We start from the raw sequence: 18711 nt of genomic DNA, 5'->3' as shown, positions 1-18711 counted from the left end.
TCCCTCAACAACAGCAAGCACGATAGATACGTGTATAAAGGCCGTCATTACCGCCAGTAATAAAGTTATCGCCGGCCTGTTGAATGATTTCCTGATAACGCGCATTGGTAAATGCTTCTTTATATGCTGCTTTATCGCCGTTGAATGAGGAGATGAACATTACACCCGGAACGCCGCTGATCAGTGAATGAAATGCTTCGAAACTTTCAATCTTATCTTTGTTATCTCTTACAACATTAAAAATGGTTTCATCGCGCCACTGACGGTACTGCTGATAGTTATGCGCAGGCACTTCGACGTGTCGGAGTTGAATATAATTTGATTGTGGCAAGCTATTTTTATTATCAATTGGGGATTCAACAAACTTAAGCAGTTCGCGACGGATATCGGCAGAAAGAACTTCAGAGAAACGATGGAACATGGATTCCATTTCACTTTCAACCCATGCAATTTCTTTAATATCGTTGAATGCGCGTAATTCCAGCAATTCATTAACGCCGTTTTCTTCACAGGTATAGTAGCGAACGTTTTCATTGCTTTTTAAGGAAGTAAATTCTTTTTCAGAAAAAGTGTTTTTTAATGGGAAGCGTGATACCAGTACATATTTGGACGACATAATTACTCCGAGTATTGATTAAGTGAGGATTCGGATAGAAATTTATCAATACAGGAAACTATTGGAATTGTTAAATTTGTAATATATTTTTTGTATTACTGTTAAAACGGGTTTTGCTGCCAGCATTTAGCGTGTAATATCGAAATGGAAAAAAGACGAAATACCTTTTCGCATTTAGGACCCACGTATGGCTACAGCAGAACATTTAATCAGCAATAACCTGCCCAGTATCAAACAATTACAATGCTTTCTCGCTGTTGCACATGAACTGAACTTTCGTAAGGCTGCCGAACGTCTGCGCATGACTCAACCGCCTCTGACGCGTCAGATAAAATGCCTTGAAGCGGTGTTGAAACGTCAGTTGTTCAGTCGCAGTACGCATGACGTTAGCCTCACTGAAGCAGGCCGAGCGCTGGTCGTTCAGGCAGAAAAAATACTCAAAGACATCAGCATCTTAAAAGAAGATCCTCACTCTTCAGAAACGAATCTGCGCATCGGTCTCACGCGCACGCTTAATTTTGAATATATTGAACCTGTAAATACCCAGCTTCAAAAAATGAACGCCGGAGATGACGTTGAAACGCCCGACCTGACGTCAGCACAGCTGCTGCAAAGCTTGTCTAAAAATATGCTGGATCTGGTGCTGACCGGGGAAAAGGGAACGGGTCATGAAGACATTGTTCAATACCGCTGGGTCTGCCAGGAACCGTTGCTCATCGCAATGCCTTCTTTACATCCTGCCAGTCTGAAAGAGAAAGTCTCGCTGGAAGACATTAGCGATCTTCCACTTTTTTGGTTTTCGAGAAGCGCTAATCCGTCATTCTATGATAAATGCGAAAGCTACTTTGACACGCTGAAAACGCCGCTGAAGCGTATTAAAGAGCCGGATGATTCCCTCGTGATGCTAAGCCGTATCGCAAGAGGGAAAGGGTTTGCGCTGCTGCCTCAGTCAAAATGCACCTTCAATCAGGAGGGGCTATGCTATCGCGAACTAACGGACGATGAGGCAAAGAGATTAAATATTGATATCTATGCCGCAACTCGCCTCAATGAAAACAGAGAGGAGATCCTGAACGCTCAGAATATCTTGTGCGGCAAAAAGGCTTAATGCAGATAAAACACACCTTCTTCCGGCAGAAATAGCTGGTTATAGCGCAGCTGGAAGACGTTCAGCTCCTGCGGATCGGGCTCCATTTCGCGCATAAAGCCAAGTGCCAGACGAATTTGCGCATCGGTAATGGGTGCGGCAAGGCGGGCTTTACGCAGCATACGGTGCCAGGTATGCAGATTCTCTTCGCTACCGTCGACAATGCAGACCTGCCAGATGAGCAGCACCTGCGCGGCGTTTTGCAGATGCGCCTCGTCAGGCCGCTCAAGGTAGCGGATAAATTCATTGCCCGGTGTTTTACCGAACTGGTCAATCATCGACTCGATCGGCATCGGGGTAATCCCCAGCCGTTCGCTTAAACGTTTGATGGCGCGGCGGGAATCTGAGGTCAGGACGCGAAATCCCACCACAAACACCACGGCAAGCGTTGCCAGCATTATCCAGACCATGCGTTCTCCTTAGACTAGCCGCTCATCATAGCGGGAAACGCAGCGTGTCGACAGCGGGTACGGCCAGAATAGTGAACCGAAAAAAGCTGGATAAATGCGATGAAAGCAACCCCGCGCAGGCGTGGCTGCGCGGGCTGTTGCTGGAGACCCGTCAGCGCGCCTGAAGCCCCTTCAACAGCGCCTCGTGAAAGCGTGCGGGATCCTGCATCTGCGGCGCGTGGCCCATGTCGTTAAATTCCACCAGCGTCGCGTGCGGGATGCACTTCGCCGTCTCTTTGCCCAGCACCGCATAGTTGCCGAGCGTCTTGCGGATCTCCGGCGGGGCGAGGTCTTTCCCGATGGCGGTGTTGTCCTTCGTGCCGATCATCAATAATACCGGCATCTTCAGGTCGCTAAATTCATAGATGACCGGCTGGGTGTAGATCATGTCGTAGAGCAGCGCCGAGTTCCACGCCACGCGCGCTTTGCCCGGCCCGTTGTTCAGCCCGGCAAGCATGGTCACCCAGCGTTCGTACTCCGGCTTCCACTCCCCGGCGTAGTAGGTGTTTTTCTCGTACTGACGAATGCCGTCGGCGCTGACCTTCAGCTCGCGCTGGTACCACTGGTCAACCGTGATATGCGGCACGCCGCGGGCTTTCCAGTCTTCCAGGCCTATCGGGTTCACCATCACCAGCTGCTCTACCTGCTGCGGCCACATTAGCGCGTAGCGGGTCGCCAGCATGCCGCCGGTCGAGTGGCCGATAACCGTCGCGCGATCGATGCCAAGCGATGTGAGCAGCGCGTGGGTGTTGTCCGCCAGCTGCTGGAAGGTGTACTGATAATGGTCCGGCTTGGTGGATTTACAGAAGCCGATCTGGTCGGGTGCGATCACGCGATACCCGCTGGCCGACAGCGCACGGATTGTGCCGTCCCAGGTGCCAGCGCAAAAGTTTTTGCCGTGCATCAGCACTACGGTACGTCCGTTGGGTTTTTCCGGCTTCACGTCCAGGTAAGCCATATCCAGAGACTGGTTTTGCGAGGTAAAGGTAAAGTGTTTTACCTGCCAGCCGTAGTCGAAACCTTCCAGCTTCTCGCCGTAGGTGGGGGCATCCGCGGCCATTGCGGGGGACGCCAGCGCCATCAGCAGCGCCAGGCAGGACAATCGTCGGGTTAACATGCAAGCTCTCCATTAGCAAAAGGGGCTAAGGCTGCACGAAAGGCGGCAGCAAAAAACACTGTAGAGCATGGAGAGGAGTGGGTGTGTAAAGCGGGGTAAAGGTAGGACGAGCAAATAAAAAAAGCCCGGCGGTCAGCCGGGCAAAGAAGTTACCTGCACACTCAGGCCGCTTTTAATTTCTGCGCGCGGTTCTCGCGGCGAATTTTACGTTCTTCCAGCACCGCGACCATCGCCATCAGGACGATACAGCCAATCGCTGCCGCATCCAGCGCCGCGAAGGTGCCCGCCCAGCCGGTGAGGCCGAAAATCGGCGTACCGTCGGCGATCATCCCCAGGCCAAGCTTGGCGAAGCTGTCGCCGATCAGGTAGGCGAAGGTGCCTTTAATCCCATCGGCGGCGCCGATCGCTTTTTTCGGCACGAACCCTACGGCCGCCACGCCAATCAGCAACTGCGGGCCAAACACCAGGAAGCCGAGCGCGAACAGGGACGCCAGGTAAACGTACTGGTTGCTGGCGTGCTGGTAGATGCCGAGCGTGGCGATAATCAGCGCCAGCGCGACGCAGGCCACCAGCGCGCGACGGCCGTTGGCGAGGTCGGAGAGCCAGCCCCACAGCAGCGTGCCGACCAGCGCGCCCACTTCGAACAGGGTGAAGCCCTGAATCGCCACCTCTTTCGAGAGCTTCAACTCCTGGAAGGCGTACACCGTTGACCACTGGTCGATGCCGATGCGCACCACGTACAGGAAAATGTTTGAGAAGCACAGCAGCCAGATCACTTTGTTTTTCAGCACGTACTCAACAAAGATCTGCCATTTGGACATCTCGTTCTCTTCGGTCTCTTTGTCCTCTTCGCTGATCTCCTCCCCGAACAGCTCTTCCGCTTTGCCGAGACCGTAGGATTCCGGGGAGTCGCTGCCGAAACGCAGGCCGATAAAGCCGACGATCAGGGCGATAATCGACGGGAAGATAAACATGCCGATCACGTGGCCGTCGAACAGATAGTTCGCGCCAAACAGCGCCACGCCTGCCGCACCCGCCCCGCCGAGGTTGTGGGAGATGTTCCACATGCCGAGGTACGAACCCCGCTTGCGGCGCGGCGTCCATTTGGTGATGGTGGAGTAGCTGCACGACCCGCCGGTGCTCTGGAAGAAACCGCTCAGGGCGTAGAAGGCGATCATCAGGAACAGGCTGACGGAGCCCGCGCCCATGCTGGCGCTGAAGCCGAGCATACAGATGGCGGAGAGGATCAGCATAAACGGCAGGAACTGCTTGGTGTTTTTACCGTCCGCGTAGTAGGACACCACCGTTTTCCCCACCCCGTAGGTGATGGAGAAGCCCAGGCCAATCATCCCCAGCTGCGTCATGCTCAGCCCGTAGGTAGAGATCATGTCGTTCTGCGCGATGTTAAAGTTTTTGCGGATCAGGTACATGGTCAGGTAGCCGATGAAGACCACCAGATAAGACTGCATGAACGGTTTGAACCACATCTTGCGCCGCACGTCGAGCGGCAGATCCAGGGTCGGCTTGCGCACCTGGTTTAAGAAGGCCAGCATGGTTGGTTTACTCCTGAGCTGATTTTTGCAGCATTGTAAAAATCAGCCGGGAGAGATGCCTGAGACAGCGTCCAGGTGAAACCGGGAAAATTTCCTAGTTTTGTGCCACTCGGCAACAAAAGGTGAGGCGCGTCACGCTTCGCGCGGCGCCTGGGCGTGCAAAAACGGCAGCAGCAGCAGGGCCGAGATGCCCGCCGCGATGGCGATCGCCGCGAAGAATCCGCTCCAGTGCCAGATGTCGATCACCCGCGCCAGCGGCCAGCCGGAGAGCGACGCGCCGAGGTAGGCAAACAGCCCGACAAAGCCCGTCGCCGCGCCTGCCGCCTCTTTGTGCGAGCACTCCGCCGCCGCCATGCCGATCAGCATCTGCGGGCCAAAGACAAAAAAGCCGATGGTGAAGAAGCACGCCGCCTGCATGACGTAGCTGGCGAACGGCATAAGCCACAGCGAGCCCACGGAGAGTAAAATCCCGGCGGCAAAAATCAGGTTCATCGGGCCGCGGTTGCCGTTGAACAGCTTGTCCGATCCCCAGCCCGCCACCAGCGCGCCGATAAACCCGCCCAGCTCGAACATCGTCACCGCCGAATTAGCGGTGACCAGATCCACACCCAGCGTCTCGGACATGTACAGGTTGCCCCAGTCGTTGATGGCCGCGCGCACCACGTAGACCAGCACGTAGCAGAGGGACAGCAGCCAGATGTACGGATTTTTCAGCACGTACTTGGTGAGGATCTCCTGGCGGGACAGCCCGGCGCCCTCCTGCTGCTGGGCGATCTCCATCTCGTCGTGCCGCCAGTCGCCCACCGCAGGCAGGCCGACGGTTTGCGGCCTGTCGCGCAGGCGCCAGCAGAGGAACAGCCCGGCGACAATCGCAAGAGCACCGGCAATCATCATCCCCGTGCGCCAGCCGTAGTGCAGTGCGGCAGCCCCCACCACCATCGGGATCAGCGCCCCGCCGACGTTATGCGCGGTGTTCCAGATCGCCCACCAGCCGCCGCGCTCGTTGCGCGAGTACCAGGCGGTGAGCAGGCGGGCGCAGACCGGCGCGCCCCAGCCCTGGAAAAAGGCGTTCAGCGCCCACAGCAGGGCGAAGGCCCACAGCGAGGTGGAGAAGCCGAACAGGATGTTCACCACGCCGGTGACGATCAGCCCAACGCCCATAAAATAGCGCGCGTTGGAGCGGTCGCTGACGATGCCGGAGAAGAACTTCGACAGCCCGTAGCTGATGTAAAACAGCGTCGCCAGCAGGCCGATATCGGTGCGCGTCATCACGCCGCTGGCGAGGATTTCCGGCGCGGCGGCGTTGAAGCTTTTGCGGGTGAAGTAGAACAGGGCGTAGCCAAGCCAGATGGTGATCAGGATATGGCGACGCCAGTAGCGGTAGCGGGCGTCGATTTCCGCCTTGTCGCGCAACGGAGCCGCGCTGGTTGGGGTTTTAAACATGGTACGTCCTTAACGGCAAACTGACGCTGACGCGCGTCCCGTGGGTGCAGGAGAGGGTCAGCGTGCCGCCCAGAGCCTTGACGCGCTCGCGCATCCCCGCCAGGCCAAACCCCTGCTGGCCGGAGCCCGGCGGCAGGCCGCAGCCGTCGTCGTCAATCACCAGCATCAGTCGCTCGTCCTGCTGCCAGCCCTGGATCGTCACCGCGCTGGCATTGGCGTGTTTGACGATGTTGTTCAGCCCTTCCTGACAGACGCGGAACAGCGTCACGCGCTGGCCTTCGCTCAGCCCAGGCTCGTTAATACGCCAGTCGAGATGGCTGACAATGCCGCGGCTTTCGAGCTCCATCTCACGCATCAGGGAGCGTATCGCCTGCTCCAGCGACAGGTCATCAAGCTGGCGCGGACGCAGCCGTCCCAGCAAGCGGCGAACGGCGTCATAGACACCCAGCGAAAGCTGTTCGATATGCGCCCCACCCTGCTTCACCACCGCGTTTTCCGCCGCCAGGCGCTGAACAATGCCCGCCTGCGTGCGGATGGCGGTAATGGTCTGGCCGATATCGTCGTGCAGCTCGCGGGCCACCTCCTGCCGCACGCTCTCTTCCGTCTCCAGAAGACGCTCCGCCAGACGACGGTTGCGCGCCAGCTCGGCTTGCAGGGACTGGTTCAGCTCGCGCAGGCGCTGAATGCCCGCGCCGAGCAGCAATCCGGTCAGGCTCTGGGCCAGCAGCGAGAGCAGCAGATCCACCGGATGATCGTGCCAGGTCTGGCTGGCGATCAGCGCGATGGCGTTCATCAGCGTGGCGATCAGCGCCCCCTGCCAGCCGTAGTGCCAGGCCAGAGCGATGATCGGCAGCGCCAGGCAAAACGGCGTGAAGCGCGAAAGCTCGGCGGGCAGACCAAGCTGCAGCCACAGGCTCACCATAAACAGCAGCAAATACCAGATGAGGTGCCGGGCGCGCCAGTTCACCGGTTGGGAGACCAGCGCGGGGCCGAGCGGCTGCCAGACGGTGCTGGTGAGGTAGTGCCAGAAAACCAGACAGGTCGGGGCGAGGGTCAGACCGCCGGTCAGAGTCAGAAGCAGGGCGTTAAGCATCTCCTTCTCGCCTAACCACGGCAGGGATTGTAACAGCGCGGCGGCAATCAGCGCCGCCCCCTGACGCAGCAGCGTGCGCCAGTCGCGCTGGTAGCGGTAGCGGGAAATCAGGGCAACGGGGAGAAGCGTGAGCAGGCTTCCGGTCATCAATAAGGGAAGATGCGCGAGGGCCACCTCCTGCGCCAGCCAGACCAGCATCAGCCACTCTGCGCCGAGCAAAACGGGCCAGTATCCGCGCGGGCACTGGAGCATTAGCCCCAGACGCAGGCCGAAGGGAAACAGCAGCACCGCCAGCTCCGGGCGTTCCACCAGATGCAGACTGATGCTCCACAGGCAGAACCACGCGGCGGAGAAGATAAAAAAGCTGGCAACGACGGCGATCAGCCGCGAAAACACGGGACTCATTGCCAGCTGTCGAACATGCGGCGCGCCAGCTCGACGTCGTTGCTGACGTTGAGTTTTTCCATCAGATTGGCGCGGTGGACGTGCACGGTTTTCGGCGACAGATCCAGCTCGGCGGCAATCTCTTTCACCGACATGCCCTGGGCAAGCTTCTCCGCCACCTGGCGCTCGCGTCTGGTGAGCGGATCCTGACGTCCGGCCGCCAGCTTGATGGCGATATCCGGCGTCAGGTAGCAGCCGCCGGTGGAGACGGTGCGCACGGCAGCGATCAGCTCGTCCGGGCTACAGCGTTTGGAGAGGAAGCCGCGTGCGCCCGCGTTGAGCGCCTGCTCGACCAGCGCCGGGCTGTCGTGAACCGAGAGCATGATCGTCGCCATCCCTTTCGGCAGCTGGCTCAACAACTCCAGCCCGGAGAGATCCGGCATCGAGATGTCACAGATACAGACCTGCACCCCGCGCCCCGGCAGGCCCGCCAGCGCCTCGTGACCGGAGCCAAACTCGGCCACGACCTGAAAATCCGGTTCGAGGTTAAGAAGCTGGGCAAAGCCGGAGCGGACGATAAGGTGGTCGTCGATGAGAGCGATGGTGGTCATGTGTGTTCCTGCGATCTGAAAAAGCCGGATGACGCTGCGCTTATCCGGCCTACAAGAGCGAAAGACGCTTACCTTAAGCGATTTACTCGAAAAACACCGCAATTTTGTTAAACATGGTGGGATCGGACTGGTTGCGCGCCACTTTGGTGACGTCTTCCAGCTTGTCGATCTGCGCTATCATCTGCTCCAGACGCTGATCGTCGTTGACCAGTAGCCAGATGCGGCTGTGCTCGCTGCCCTGAATCGGCAGGCAGAGAATGCCTTCCACGTTAAACGCCCGGCGGGCAAATAGCCCGCAGACGTGGGTCATAACGCCAGGGTGGTTGCGGACGGTGAGTTCCAGAATGACGTTATCATGTTGTTTCTGCATGGCTTATTCCCCCACCATCTCAGTATTTGCCGCACCCGGCGGCACCATCGGATACACTTTTTGTTCAGGGTCGATACGGACATGGATCAGCGCCGGGCCGGGACGAGAAATCGCCGCCTGCAGCGCCGCGTAGGCGTCTTCTTCCGCGTTCAGATCGCAGGTGTGCAGGCCAAAGCCGGCGGCAATCTGCATAAAGTTAATCATCCCCGGATAGGTCGCCGCAAACACGCCCTGCTTGTAGAACAGGCTCTGCTGCTGGTGCACCAGGCCCAGCGCCTCATTGTTCATCAGGATGATTTTCACGTCTAACTGGTTTTCGGCCGCGGTCGCCATCTCCTGAATGTTCATCATCAGGCTGCCGTCGCCGGAGAAGCAGATAACCTTGCGGTCCGGGTTGGCGAGCGCCGCGCCTACTGCCGCCGGCAGGCCGAAGCCCATGGTGCCGAGGCCGCCGGAAGTCAGCCACTGGCGCGGACGGTTCAGCGGATACGCCTGCGCGGTCCACATCTGGTGCTGGCCCACGTCGGTGGTGATAATCGCGCTGTCGTCCACGCAGGCGGCCACGGCGTTGATCAGCCCATAGTGGCTCAGCGGGTCGCCTTCAGTTGGGATTGCGCCCGGGAACTCGCGCTGCAGATCGGCCACCAGCTGGCGCCAGTCGGCGCGGTCGGTCGCGTCCGTCTGCGGGATCAGCTGCGCCAGCACTTCGGCCACGTCGCCCTGAATCGCCACGTGCGGCTGTTTGATTTTACCCAGCTCGGCGCGGTCGATATCCACGTGAATGATTTTGGCGTTCGGGCAGAATTCCTCGGTTTTGCCAATCGCTCGGTCATCAAAACGTGCGCCCATAACAATCAGCAAATCCGCCTCTTGCAGGATGTAGTTGGTGCTGCGCGCACCGTGCATGCCCAACATGCCTAATGACAACGGATGCGCTTTAGGCAGCATACCCAGTGCCATCAGGGTCATGGTGGTCGGCAGGTTGGCTTTTTCAGCAAACTGGCGGATTTCATCCGCAGCGTTAATCGCCCCGCCGCCCAGATAGAGCACCGGGCGTTTGGCGGCGTTAATCATGGCGGCGGCGTCGCGCACGCTTTCAGCGCTGAATTCCGGCGCGGGGGCACGCTCGCCCGGCTCCGGCAACACGTCGATCTCGATCTCTGCGGTCTGGACATCCTTAGGAATGTCTATCCACACCGGGCCCGGGCGGCCAGACTGGGCGATACGGAACGCATCGCTGATAACCTGAGGCAGCTCGCTGATATCGCGAACTAAATAGTTATGTTTGGTGATGGGGATAGAGATGCCGTAGGTGTCCACTTCCTGGAACGCATCGGTGCCGATCATCGAGGACGGCACCTGGCCGGTAATGCAGATCAGCGGAATGGAGTCGAGGCGCGCGTCGGCGATGGCGGTCACCAGGTTGGTTGCGCCGGGGCCGCTGCAGGCCATACAGACCGCCGGTTTGCCCTGCGTACGCGCCATGCCCTGAGCGATAAATCCTGCCCCCTGCTCGTGACGCGCCAGCACGTGGCGGATCTGCGTGCTTTGGCTCAACGCATCGTACAGCGGCAGCACGGTTCCACCCGGGATACCCGCAACCGTGGTGATGCCCTGTCGTTCCAGTAAATGAACAATCAGCTGCGCGCCTGTAAAACACGTCTTTGTGGATGTTGTGCCCGAACTTGCCATGCTCCAGTCCTTTTCTTCTGGGCCGACTTTCCGGGGAGGGTCCTAAACGAAAAACCCCGCCCGGTTTGCGCCGGCGGGGTTTTGGATTCGTGTGTTGATCCAGTCCCTACGGCGTATTGCCGACGACCACCACCACACGCACGACGACCACTGCGGCAGGTTGCGCAGTTTTTAGTAGGGTCGAAGTGAAGATGGATGAAGTCATTGGGGACCTGTGTTTGGAATCATTGATTGAATTTATACAAACACAGGTTTTCGGGCGTGACAATGGAAATATTTTCATCTGCGCAAAAATGCGTCAGGGATCACGTTTCAGTACGTTGCTCGCTCATTCCAGGAGTCACTATACATGACATTGCCGTCGCAATGCTTCCAGGTGATTTTCTCATAGCGTATGAGAACCGTTTCAAGGTGTGTTCCCGTGTTTGCGCCGGGATACAGGTCAGGTGTGATTGAAGTTATTTTCACATTCTCCAGGAGGATATTAAAATATTCCTGTTCTAAACCCGCCTCATTAATCTGATACATCTTAATGGTGGCTGACTGGAGTGTTCTTCCCGTACTCAGCGCGCGAAAGAGAAGCGGGGTTACACGATCAAATTCTTTCTGGAACATGATGGGCATGTGTATGCGCGTGCCCGTCAATTTCCCGGTATTCCCGTCGACTGGAATGTTGACATTATGAGTGAATGATTTGAGTTCAATTGCACCTTCACGCCCTGTCACAAGGCAGGGGCCAACCATGGGGGAACCATTTTCATCTGTAAGAAATAAATAAGCCGGATTTGACATAAAGAATACCTTTTTTTAAAAATCAATCGTACTTATCAAAACGACCAAAAATTATTGGATGAACAAGAATAAATACACCGATAGCAATAAATGTGAGTAATACCCAGTGGTCAGGTATCAACCATAGAAAAAAAGAGGCGCATACAAAAACATAAACGGGAAATAAAATATCCGTAAATAGAATTGATAACAGACTCTTAAACACGCTACTTGTCCCTTAAGTCGTCATAAATCGCTTCAAAATCCCTGTAGAAACCCATTTGAACCTTCTTAATCAGTTCAGACAGGAATGGTTCAATAAAGTAATAGAGCATTTCCAGTTGTGCGGCATAGAGGGTAGCGTAATACTTTGGGTCCAACGTTTTCAGGCGACGAGCAGCAAGCGCGCACTTCTGGTCCGTGCCAATCAATTGAAATGCCATGACAACGTTCGGTACGCGACGTGCAAGCCGTTCGACGACGATTTCTGAGAGCAGGCCAGATTTGGAAAGATATATTGCCAACCCCCATGCTATTGCTAAACGCGCTGCTTTGCTTGTCGGGATATTTTTAACAAATCCGGTTACTTGTGAACCCGTCTTGCGGGCGCGATTTTGTTCATTTCCATTTTTAGAGTCGTTTAGAACACTTTTAAAATAAAGATAGAGCATCTGTGCTATTACATCGCGATAACGGTAAAGAGACACAATGGAGAGGTACATTCTCTTTTCTTCTGAGAGAAGCTCATCACATACATCGTGATAGCTGGGGATTAAGCATGATGAGTACCAGCTTACACGCTCCATTCCTGAATAGATATCAGAGCCGATTCCCTTTAATGCTTTCCATGTCCCGGCAACGCCTTGCTGTCCATAAATAGCCAACTGTCTGTCGTCCTGGAACTTCATCTTCAAATAATCCGATGCTTGCATAAGATATCCATATCATGATTGTGGCTATAGAAATATACAATGAAAAGCAGTGTAATTCAAACTGGTGAATTGCCTAAAAAATACATTCACGAGAAAAATAATTCGATTGAATATTATTTTTTACGGCTATATCCGATGCGGTTTTAATATCCTGGCGAGTCTGTTTTTTATATTAAATGACTTATTTGGTGCTGCATCTCGTAAAACTATCCTGGTTCCCCTGCATAAAATTGATTTCTTAAGAAGCCTGACCAGGCCACCGCTTATCCCGGTATTTTTTTGTGGGCAGACCAGAAAACAAAAAACCCCGCCGGAGCGAGGTTTTTATCAGGGTTTTGCGGTTGGTCGCCGCAGAACACACTGTGTTACGTCAACGGAAAAAGTATACGCGATAGAACTCGAACGCGCAATTCCGGCACGGATTTTAACGTTTTTGAGTATGGATCACCTTCCAAATTTTGTCCAAAAAATACTGTTCATGCATACAGTATTTATCTATACTGAGGGTGTTCGCAGTGAGCGAGGGGGCCGCAGTTTACCGGCGCAACGAAGTCCTGGCTGAAACGGGTGGTGCCGTCAGTGCCTTAACCCCTGAAGTGAGCACACTGTGTTACGTCAATCCAGGTGCTGGCAACAGGCGGCGGAAAGGTACGCCAGCATCGTGCTCCTTTTAACCAAAAGGAGACGCGTATGAGCGTAGTGGATATGGTGATACTTATCCTCAAACTCATTGTTGCAGTACTGCAACTGCTTGATGCTGTCCTGAAATACGTTCGGTAATTCAGGTTCAAGTCGCACCTGAGAGGGGCGGGCAACCGCCCCTCTTTAATAACGAGGGAATGCTATGTCGCGTCTGTTAATTGAGCCTGTCACACCGGATGAGCCGGGGTATATCGCCCTGAAGGCGGAAAGTATCGCGCTGAATTTCAACATGCTGCGCAGGCTGGAAGAGAACTGGCTGCGGGGTGAGAACCGCTTTAACGCGCCGGGTGAAAAGCTGCTGGGTGCGTTTCTTAACGGCAAGCTGGTGGGCGTGTGTGGCCTCAACCGCGATCCGTTCAGCCAGCAGCCGCGTGCCGGACGCATTCGCCATCTCTACGTCAGCGAGAAGTGCCGCGGGCTGGGCATTGGAAAACAGCTTTTAACCGTAGTGATGGCGGATGCCAGCATCTGGTTTGATTTTCTGAATACTCACGCGCCGGACAGCGCGTACGGATTTTACAATCGAGCCGGTTTTACGCTGGTCTCAGACGAACCACGGGTGACGCACCGCCTTTTTTGTGCGGTGTAACCGGCTGGCGGCATCAGGATGTGAATGTTACAGTTGAGTGACAATTCATCACCCAATACGCCATGACCATCACCGTTTTCTGCATTTTGCTTTTCGCCGCACTGCTGCATGCCAGCTGGAACGCTATCGTTAAAGCCGGAACGGATAAACTCTACTCTGCGATCGGCGTTAGCGGCTCAGCCGCGATTATTGCCCTGATTTTACTGCCCTTCTCACCACAGCCTTCTGCGGCAAGCTGGCCTTTTTTGATCGTCTCCTGCGCCTTACAGGTGGTCTACACCGTGCTGGTGGCGAAGACCTATCAGGTCTCGGACATGAGCCAGACCTATCCGCTGATGCGCGGCACCGCCCCGCTGCTGGTGGCGCTGATCAGCGTGCTGGCGCTCGGCGACCATCTCTCCTGGCTCGCCTGGTCCGGTATCGGAGTCATTTGCCTGTCAATTCTGGCGATGGCGATGAATGGCCGCATGCAGTCACGCAGGGGGATCTGGCTGGCGCTGCTGAATGCCTGTTTTATCGCCGGGTATACGCTGGTGGACGGCACCGGCGTGCGGCTGTCGAACACCGCGCTGGGCTACACGCTCTGGACCTTCTTTATGAACGGCTTCTGCCTGCTGGGCTGGGCGATGGTGGCGCGTCGGCGCGAGGCGTCCAGCTACCTGCGCCTGCACTGGAAAAAAGGGCTGCTCGGCGGCGTGGGAACCATGGGCTCTTACGGTCTGGCCCTCTGGGCGATGACGCAGGCGCCGCTGGCGGTGGTCGCCGCGCTGCGTGAAACCTCGATTCTTTTCGGGGCGCTGATCGCCTTTGTCCTTTTAAAAGAGAAGGTTGCGGGCCTGCGCATCGCGGCAGCGCTGGGTATTGCTGTCGGCGCAATTCTGCTGCGTCTGGCGTAAATCGCTGGCAACATTAGTTGCCGTTCTTGTTTACAAATCCTGCCTTTCCCGGTTTTTTCATTCACCGCAACAATGCTTAAATTGTCATCTGTCTGTGGTAGATTCCTCGCGCATTTATGGGAATGCGTAGTCACTTATTCTTCATTTCTCTCTTTTGGCAAAAGTATTCAGCGACATGAAAAAGCAAAGGAACGTTAACTTATTGTTGATGCTGGTGTTACTGGTGGCCGTCGGTCAGATGGCGCAAACCATCTACATTCCGGCGATTGCCGACATGGCAAAGGAACTGAACGTCCGCGAAGGCGCGGTGCAGAGCGTGATGGCAGCCTACCTGCTGACCTATGGCGTTTCACAGCTCTTCTACGGCCCGCTCTCCGACCGCGTCGGGCGTCGCCCGGTGATCCTGGTGGGCATGAGCATTTTCATGGTAGCGACGGTGATTGCCATTACCACCCACAGCCTGACCGTACTGATTGCCGCCAGCGCCCTGCAGGGCGTTGGGACGGGTGTCGGCGGGGTGATGGCGCGAACTTTACCGCGCGATATGTATCAGGGCACCCAGCTCCGCCACGCCAACAGCCTGTTAAATATGGGCATTCTGGTCAGCCCGCTTCTCGCTCCGCTGATTGGCGGCCTGCTGGACACAATGTGGTCCTGGCGCGCCTGTTACGCCTTTCTGCTGGTGCTCTGCGTAATTGTCACCTTCAGCATGGCGCGCTGGATGCCGGAAACCCGTCCAAAAGACGCGCCGCGCACGAAGCTTCTCACAAGCTATAAGACGCTGTTCGGCAACGGCGCGTTTACCTGCTACCTGCTGATGCTGATTGGCGGCCTGGCGGGTATTGCAGTGTTCGAAGCCTGCTCCGGCGTGCTGCTGGGCGCGGGTCTTGGCCTGAGCAGCATGGTGGTGAGCATTCTGTTTATTCTGCCAATCCCGGCGGCGTTCTTTGGCGCCTGGTTTGCCGGGCGTCAGAACAAGCGCTTTTCAACCCTGATGTGGCAGGCCGTGATCAGCTGCCTGCTGGCGGGTCTGATGATGTGGATCCCGGGGCTGTTTGGCGTGATGACCGTCTGGACGCTGCTGATTCCGGCGGCGCTGTTCTTCTTCGGCGCGGGAATGCTGTTCCCGCTCGCCACCAGCGGCGCGATGGAGCCGTTCCCGTTCCTCGCAGGCACGGCGGGCGCGCTGGTGGGCGGTTTGCAGAACATCGGTTCCGGCGCGCTGGCCTGGCTCTCGGCCATGATGCCGCAGACCGGGCAGGCTAGTTTGGGCCTGCTGATGACACTAATGGGGCTGTTGATTTTACTGTGCTGGCTGCCGCTGTCGTCGCGCGTTCCGCATCACGAGCAGCCGGTTTAACCGCATGATGGCCCGGCTTCTCGCCGGGCTTTTCACAGACGGGCGCAATCATCGCCTGCAATAACGGCTCCGGCGCAGGCCGCCAGGCCCCCTCTTCCCCGTCGTAAAACTGGAAATCCGCGTTAAGCGCATACGGGATTTTCGCCTTTTGCAGCTCGCAGGCCATAAAGGTGGCGAAGGCCATTTGCGAAGCGGTTGGCGTGAGGTGGTTTGACTCCCCCACGCCCCAGCCCCCGACCCAACTGACGTGCCCGGTTTTTTGCTGCCAGCGCAGCGCGGTGCTGATGCGGTTACGGATAGCCGCCTTCTCCGCCGCCGTGCCGGACGTCCACGGGTATTTACCGCTATTTTTCAGCGGCCCCCACGGGAAAATATGCCACTCCGCCAGCAGGTAGTTTTGACTGTGCGCAGGCAGCTTCAGGCCGGATAAATCCTCCGGCGCAGCGCGCAGGCGCGGCGCAATGAAAATCATGCGCTGCGGGTCGATGTCGTGGATCGCTTTAATGGTTTTTTCATACACGCGGTTTAACGACGCGAGGTTGTGGTTAAGCTTGTCGGCTGGCTCATAAATGAGATCAAAACCCAGCAGCGGATAGCTCTGGCCGAAATAGTGCGCCACGGCAATCCACCAGTTGATCGTCTCTTTCTCGTTATCGGCTTTGGGGTCGTTTTTATATTCATCGGCCTGATAAGCGATAATCGGGATCACGCCATACTGCTCGCAGGCTTCCACTAGCTTGCGCAGGTGGATCAGCCGCGCTTCCGTCGGCTCATCGGCGACGCGAATGCGCACGTGGGTAATGCCTTTTGCGCGAAAATCGCGAACCACCAGCGGGTCGAACTCGCGTATGCCGCGCTCGGTGCGCGCCCAGTCCACATCCATCCCGACGCCAAGCTGCTGCGCATAACGGGCAGCCGTCAGCGGCGGCTCAGCGGCAATGGCCCAGCCGGAAGAGATCAGTAACGCGGTAGCAATGAGAGGCTTTAACACGGTTTACCCTGGATAAATCGAAAGCATTACCTGTATTTAGCATGCTTTTTCACATTTGGTGTAGCGCGAAAGCGTAATAATTCTTCAACCTGCCAGTTCTCTCAGCCAGCCGATAAAGGCGTCTATTTTCGGCCACTGTCGGCCCGAAAGCGTCGAAACATAGTAGTGCTGATGGCATTTCAGGGTCTTGTCACCAAACGGGGCGATCAGTTCGCCCCGTTCAAGCCGTTTTTGCACCAGCCGCTTTCTCCCCATCGCGACGCCGACGTGGTTGATGGCCGCAATAATCGCTAAGTCGGAACGATCGAAACCGATACCCGACGATGGCGGCATATTCACCGCAAAGTGCTGAGCCCAGCTCAGCCACTCATCCGTACCGGAATCATTGCTCCAGGCCTGACGGTCATGCAGCAGCGTGCAGTGGCTAAGGTTATCGGGGTTTTTCAACAGCTCATGCTCGCGGGCATACTGCGGCGAGCAGACGGGCAAAATCTCTTCGTCCATCAGGAAGTGATGAGACAGATGGTTTGGCGGCGTATCGTCGAAATAGAGCGCCAGATCGACCCCCGTTCGCTGCATATTGATGTAATCATTGCCGGTCAGGACGGTGAGCGAAATCGACGGATAGCGGCGGTTAAAGTCGCCCAGCATGGGTACCAGCCAGCACTGAGCGATCGACGGCCGGGAGTAGACCGTCAGCGTGCCGGACAGCGCCTGGTTTTTGATGTCCAGGATCTCCTGATTCAGGGTGTCGAGGGACGATTTTAGCGTCCAGTAAACGCGCTTTCCCTCCTGCGTCAGCTCGACTTTACGGTGCGAACGGACAAACAGCTGAATACCGAGCTCTTCTTCGAGCAGGTTGATGCGGTGGCTCACCGCGCTGGGGCTGAGCGACAGCTCCTCCGCCGCCAGCGCGAAGGATTCATGTCGAGCCGCCACTTCAAAGGTGTACATTTTCGACAGCTGCCAGCCGTTGAGCAGCCGGTTTCTGGCTTCATTTGCATCGGTCATCACAATTCTCACGCGTGGTTTCTGCGCTCAGCATACTGTTTAAGGGTGAATATATGTGAACCTAATGCGGTTTAAGTGCGTTTTTTAGAGCGCAGTCACTCAGTTGATTCAATCTGGCTCACCTGAACGCCAATTTATATCGTTTGTCAGCCCACGCCGCTTTTCGTCCAATACCCCCAGATGACATAAGGGTGAGGTGAGATATGGGATCTCAGGTCTGGGTTGTGGCAACGCTGCTGGTCAGCATTGTGTTGATTGTTTTAACCATCGTTAAGCTAAAGTTTCACCCGTTCCTCGCGCTGCTGCTGGCGAGCTTTTTCGTCGGCGCAATGATGGGAATGAGCCCGCTGGATATGGTAAACGCCATTGAGAGTGGGATTGGCGGCACGCTGGGCTTCCTGGCGGCCGTGATTGGTCTTGGGACCATTCTCGGCAAGATGATGGAGGTTTCCGGCGCGGCAGAGCGCATCGGGATTACGTTGCAGCGCTGCCGCTGGCTGTCAGCAGACGTGATTATGGTGCTGGTGGGCCTGATCTGCGGCATTACGCTGTTCGTGGAAGTGGGCGTGGTCCTGCTGATACCGCTGGCGTTTTCCATCGCCAAAAAGACCCACACGTCGCTGCTCAAGCTGGCCATTCCGCTCTGTACCGCGCTGATGGCGGTGCACTGCGTGGTGCCGCCGCATCCGGCCGCGCTGTTTGTGACCAATAAATTAGGGGCGGACGTTGGAACGGTCATTGTCTACGGTTTGATGGTCGGCCTGATGGCCTCTCTGGTCGGCGGCCCGCTGTTCCTGAAGCTGCTCGGCAATCGTCTGCCATTTAAACCGGTTCCGGCGGAATTTTCAGACCTGAAGGTGCGGGAGGAGCATACCCTGCCGTCGCTGGGCGCCACGCTGTTTACGGTGCTGCTGCCGATTGCCCTGATGCTGGTGAAGACCATCGCTGAACTGAATATGGCAAAAGACGGCACGCTGTATACGC

At 56.4% G+C, this 18711-nt stretch carries 21 protein-coding genes; 7 read left to right on the top strand and 14 right to left on the bottom strand.

Annotated features, from left to right (window positions below; genetic code table 11):
- Positions 1-4: 4 nt before the first annotated feature.
- Positions 5-616 carry a hypothetical protein gene (locus HBA26_RS15845; protein WP_045260828.1) on the bottom strand — a complete coding sequence of 204 codons (612 nt, stop codon included), beginning with the start codon at positions 614-616 and terminating at the stop codon, positions 5-7.
- Positions 617-803: 187 nt separating this feature from the next.
- On the opposite strand from HBA26_RS15845, the gene HBA26_RS15840 reads away from it, so the two are divergent.
- Positions 804-1724, top strand: coding sequence for a LysR family transcriptional regulator (locus HBA26_RS15840; RefSeq protein WP_063155231.1), 921 nt, complete (start codon positions 804-806; stop codon positions 1722-1724).
- Here the strand turns inward: HBA26_RS15840 and HBA26_RS15835 are convergent.
- The 11 genes from HBA26_RS15835 to HBA26_RS15780 form a co-directional block, all read right to left on the bottom strand.
- Positions 1721-2173 (bottom strand): DUF1198 domain-containing protein, encoded by a 453-nt coding sequence (locus tag HBA26_RS15835; protein WP_045260830.1) that lies wholly within the window; start codon positions 2171-2173, stop codon positions 1721-1723. The genes HBA26_RS15840 and HBA26_RS15835 overlap by 4 nt on opposite strands.
- A gap of 151 nt (positions 2174-2324) precedes the next feature.
- Positions 2325-3329, bottom strand: coding sequence for an alpha/beta hydrolase (locus tag HBA26_RS15830; protein WP_126345628.1), 1005 nt, complete (start codon positions 3327-3329; stop codon positions 2325-2327).
- Positions 3330-3490: 161 nt separating this feature from the next.
- On the bottom strand, positions 3491-4882 hold the full coding sequence (uhpT, locus tag HBA26_RS15825; RefSeq protein WP_028014963.1) for a hexose-6-phosphate:phosphate antiporter: 1392 nt from the start codon (positions 4880-4882) through the stop codon (positions 3491-3493).
- 132 nt (positions 4883-5014) lie between these two features.
- The gene (locus tag HBA26_RS15820; RefSeq protein ID WP_126345629.1) at positions 5015-6325 is read right to left on the bottom strand and encodes an MFS transporter; all 1311 of its coding nucleotides are present in this window, start codon (positions 6323-6325) and stop codon (positions 5015-5017) included.
- Positions 6318-7823, bottom strand: coding sequence for a signal transduction histidine-protein kinase/phosphatase UhpB (gene uhpB, locus HBA26_RS15815; RefSeq protein ID WP_166720953.1), 1506 nt, complete (start codon positions 7821-7823; stop codon positions 6318-6320). Before uhpB ends, HBA26_RS15820 begins: the two co-directional genes overlap by 8 nt.
- Complete coding sequence (uhpA, locus tag HBA26_RS15810; RefSeq protein WP_041911714.1) at positions 7820-8413, bottom strand: transcriptional regulator UhpA; 594 nt, start codon at positions 8411-8413, stop codon at positions 7820-7822. The genes uhpB and uhpA overlap by 4 nt, the downstream gene beginning before the upstream one ends.
- An 82-nt stretch (positions 8414-8495) precedes the next feature.
- Entirely contained in the window at positions 8496-8783 is a 288-nt protein-coding gene (ilvN, locus tag HBA26_RS15805) for an acetolactate synthase small subunit (protein ID WP_028014960.1), read from the bottom strand.
- 3 nt (positions 8784-8786) lie between these two features.
- Positions 8787-10475: an acetolactate synthase large subunit gene (gene ilvB / locus HBA26_RS15800; protein ID WP_126345631.1), complete on the bottom strand. Its 1689-nt coding sequence runs from the start codon at positions 10473-10475 to the stop codon at positions 8787-8789.
- A 106-nt stretch (positions 10476-10581) separates the two neighbouring features.
- Complete coding sequence (gene ivbL / locus HBA26_RS15795) at positions 10582-10680, bottom strand: ilvB operon leader peptide IvbL (RefSeq protein ID WP_126345632.1); 99 nt, start codon at positions 10678-10680, stop codon at positions 10582-10584.
- A gap of 107 nt (positions 10681-10787) precedes the next feature.
- A complete protein-coding gene (gene tssD / locus HBA26_RS15790) occupies positions 10788-11267 on the bottom strand; it encodes a type VI secretion system tube protein TssD (protein WP_047366721.1) in 480 nt (159 codons plus the stop codon).
- 206 nt (positions 11268-11473) lie between these two features.
- On the bottom strand, positions 11474-12178 hold the full coding sequence (locus HBA26_RS15780) for a hypothetical protein (protein WP_126345633.1): 705 nt from the start codon (positions 12176-12178) through the stop codon (positions 11474-11476).
- A gap of 106 nt (positions 12179-12284) precedes the next feature.
- Between HBA26_RS15780 and HBA26_RS15775 the strand changes: the two genes are divergently transcribed.
- From HBA26_RS15775 to emrD, 5 genes are all read left to right on the top strand, one after another.
- Positions 12285-12740 carry a hypothetical protein gene (locus tag HBA26_RS15775; protein WP_164558229.1) on the top strand — a complete coding sequence of 152 codons (456 nt, stop codon included), beginning with the start codon at positions 12285-12287 and terminating at the stop codon, positions 12738-12740.
- Between the two features lie 128 nt (positions 12741-12868).
- Positions 12869-12958: a type I toxin-antitoxin system toxin TisB gene (gene tisB, locus HBA26_RS15770; protein WP_045260836.1), complete on the top strand. Its 90-nt coding sequence runs from the start codon at positions 12869-12871 to the stop codon at positions 12956-12958.
- Between the two features lie 64 nt (positions 12959-13022).
- Positions 13023-13469 carry a GNAT family N-acetyltransferase gene (locus HBA26_RS15765; protein WP_028014956.1) on the top strand — a complete coding sequence of 149 codons (447 nt, stop codon included), beginning with the start codon at positions 13023-13025 and terminating at the stop codon, positions 13467-13469.
- A 62-nt stretch (positions 13470-13531) separates the two neighbouring features.
- Positions 13532-14365, top strand: a complete 834-nt coding sequence (locus HBA26_RS15760; RefSeq protein WP_063437530.1) for an EamA family transporter — start codon at positions 13532-13534, stop codon at positions 14363-14365.
- 175 nt (positions 14366-14540) lie between these two features.
- Entirely contained in the window at positions 14541-15725 is a 1185-nt protein-coding gene (gene emrD, locus HBA26_RS15755) for a multidrug efflux MFS transporter EmrD (protein ID WP_039024559.1), read from the top strand.
- On the opposite strand, the gene HBA26_RS15750 is transcribed toward emrD, so the two are convergent.
- Complete coding sequence (locus HBA26_RS15750; RefSeq protein WP_063943328.1) at positions 15628-16716, bottom strand: cellulase family glycosylhydrolase; 1089 nt, start codon at positions 16714-16716, stop codon at positions 15628-15630. The genes emrD and HBA26_RS15750 overlap by 98 nt on opposite strands.
- Positions 16717-16800: 84 nt before the next feature.
- Positions 16801-17727, bottom strand: a complete 927-nt coding sequence (dsdC, locus tag HBA26_RS15745) for a DNA-binding transcriptional regulator DsdC (protein ID WP_126345634.1) — start codon at positions 17725-17727, stop codon at positions 16801-16803.
- A gap of 203 nt (positions 17728-17930) precedes the next feature.
- On the opposite strand from dsdC, the gene HBA26_RS15740 reads away from it, so the two are divergent.
- Positions 17931-18711: gluconate:H+ symporter (locus HBA26_RS15740; RefSeq protein WP_243854845.1), on the top strand; the 781-nt coding region annotated here is incomplete at its 3' end.

The sequence above is a fragment of the Enterobacter sp. 725m/11 genome, assembly GCF_011683705.1.
Lineage (GTDB): Bacteria > Pseudomonadota > Gammaproteobacteria > Enterobacterales > Enterobacteriaceae > Enterobacter > Enterobacter bugandensis.
Note: the sequence above shows the minus strand (reverse complement) of the source record. Positions and strands in the feature narration are given on the sequence as shown.

What these genes read in the sequence shown, in the direction of transcription:
- HBA26_RS15845 (WP_045260828.1), bottom strand. Translation starts at nt 616, where the DNA reads ATGTCGTCCAAATATGTACTGGTATCACGCTTCCCATTAAAAAACACT.
- HBA26_RS15840 (WP_063155231.1), top strand. Translation starts at nt 804, where the DNA reads ATGGCTACAGCAGAACATTTAATCAGCAATAACCTGCCCAGTATCAAA.
- HBA26_RS15835 (WP_045260830.1), bottom strand. Translation starts at nt 2,173, where the DNA reads ATGGTCTGGATAATGCTGGCAACGCTTGCCGTGGTGTTTGTGGTGGGA.
- HBA26_RS15830 (WP_126345628.1), bottom strand. Translation starts at nt 3,329, where the DNA reads ATGTTAACCCGACGATTGTCCTGCCTGGCGCTGCTGATGGCGCTGGCG.
- uhpT (WP_028014963.1), bottom strand. Translation starts at nt 4,882, where the DNA reads ATGCTGGCCTTCTTAAACCAGGTGCGCAAGCCGACCCTGGATCTGCCG.
- HBA26_RS15820 (WP_126345629.1), bottom strand. Translation starts at nt 6,325, where the DNA reads ATGTTTAAAACCCCAACCAGCGCGGCTCCGTTGCGCGACAAGGCGGAA.
- uhpB (WP_166720953.1), bottom strand. Translation starts at nt 7,823, where the DNA reads ATGAGTCCCGTGTTTTCGCGGCTGATCGCCGTCGTTGCCAGCTTTTTT.
- uhpA (WP_041911714.1), bottom strand. Translation starts at nt 8,413, where the DNA reads ATGACCACCATCGCTCTCATCGACGACCACCTTATCGTCCGCTCCGGC.
- ilvN (WP_028014960.1), bottom strand. Translation starts at nt 8,783, where the DNA reads ATGCAGAAACAACATGATAACGTCATTCTGGAACTCACCGTCCGCAAC.
- ilvB (WP_126345631.1), bottom strand. Translation starts at nt 10,475, where the DNA reads ATGGCAAGTTCGGGCACAACATCCACAAAGACGTGTTTTACAGGCGCG.
- ivbL (WP_126345632.1), bottom strand. Translation starts at nt 10,680, where the DNA reads ATGACTTCATCCATCTTCACTTCGACCCTACTAAAAACTGCGCAACCT.
- tssD (WP_047366721.1), bottom strand. Translation starts at nt 11,267, where the DNA reads ATGTCAAATCCGGCTTATTTATTTCTTACAGATGAAAATGGTTCCCCC.
- HBA26_RS15780 (WP_126345633.1), bottom strand. Translation starts at nt 12,178, where the DNA reads ATGCAAGCATCGGATTATTTGAAGATGAAGTTCCAGGACGACAGACAG.
- tisB (WP_045260836.1), top strand. Translation starts at nt 12,869, where the DNA reads ATGAGCGTAGTGGATATGGTGATACTTATCCTCAAACTCATTGTTGCA.
- HBA26_RS15765 (WP_028014956.1), top strand. Translation starts at nt 13,023, where the DNA reads ATGTCGCGTCTGTTAATTGAGCCTGTCACACCGGATGAGCCGGGGTAT.
- HBA26_RS15760 (WP_063437530.1), top strand. Translation starts at nt 13,532, where the DNA reads ATGACCATCACCGTTTTCTGCATTTTGCTTTTCGCCGCACTGCTGCAT.
- emrD (WP_039024559.1), top strand. Translation starts at nt 14,541, where the DNA reads ATGAAAAAGCAAAGGAACGTTAACTTATTGTTGATGCTGGTGTTACTG.
- dsdC (WP_126345634.1), bottom strand. Translation starts at nt 17,727, where the DNA reads ATGACCGATGCAAATGAAGCCAGAAACCGGCTGCTCAACGGCTGGCAG.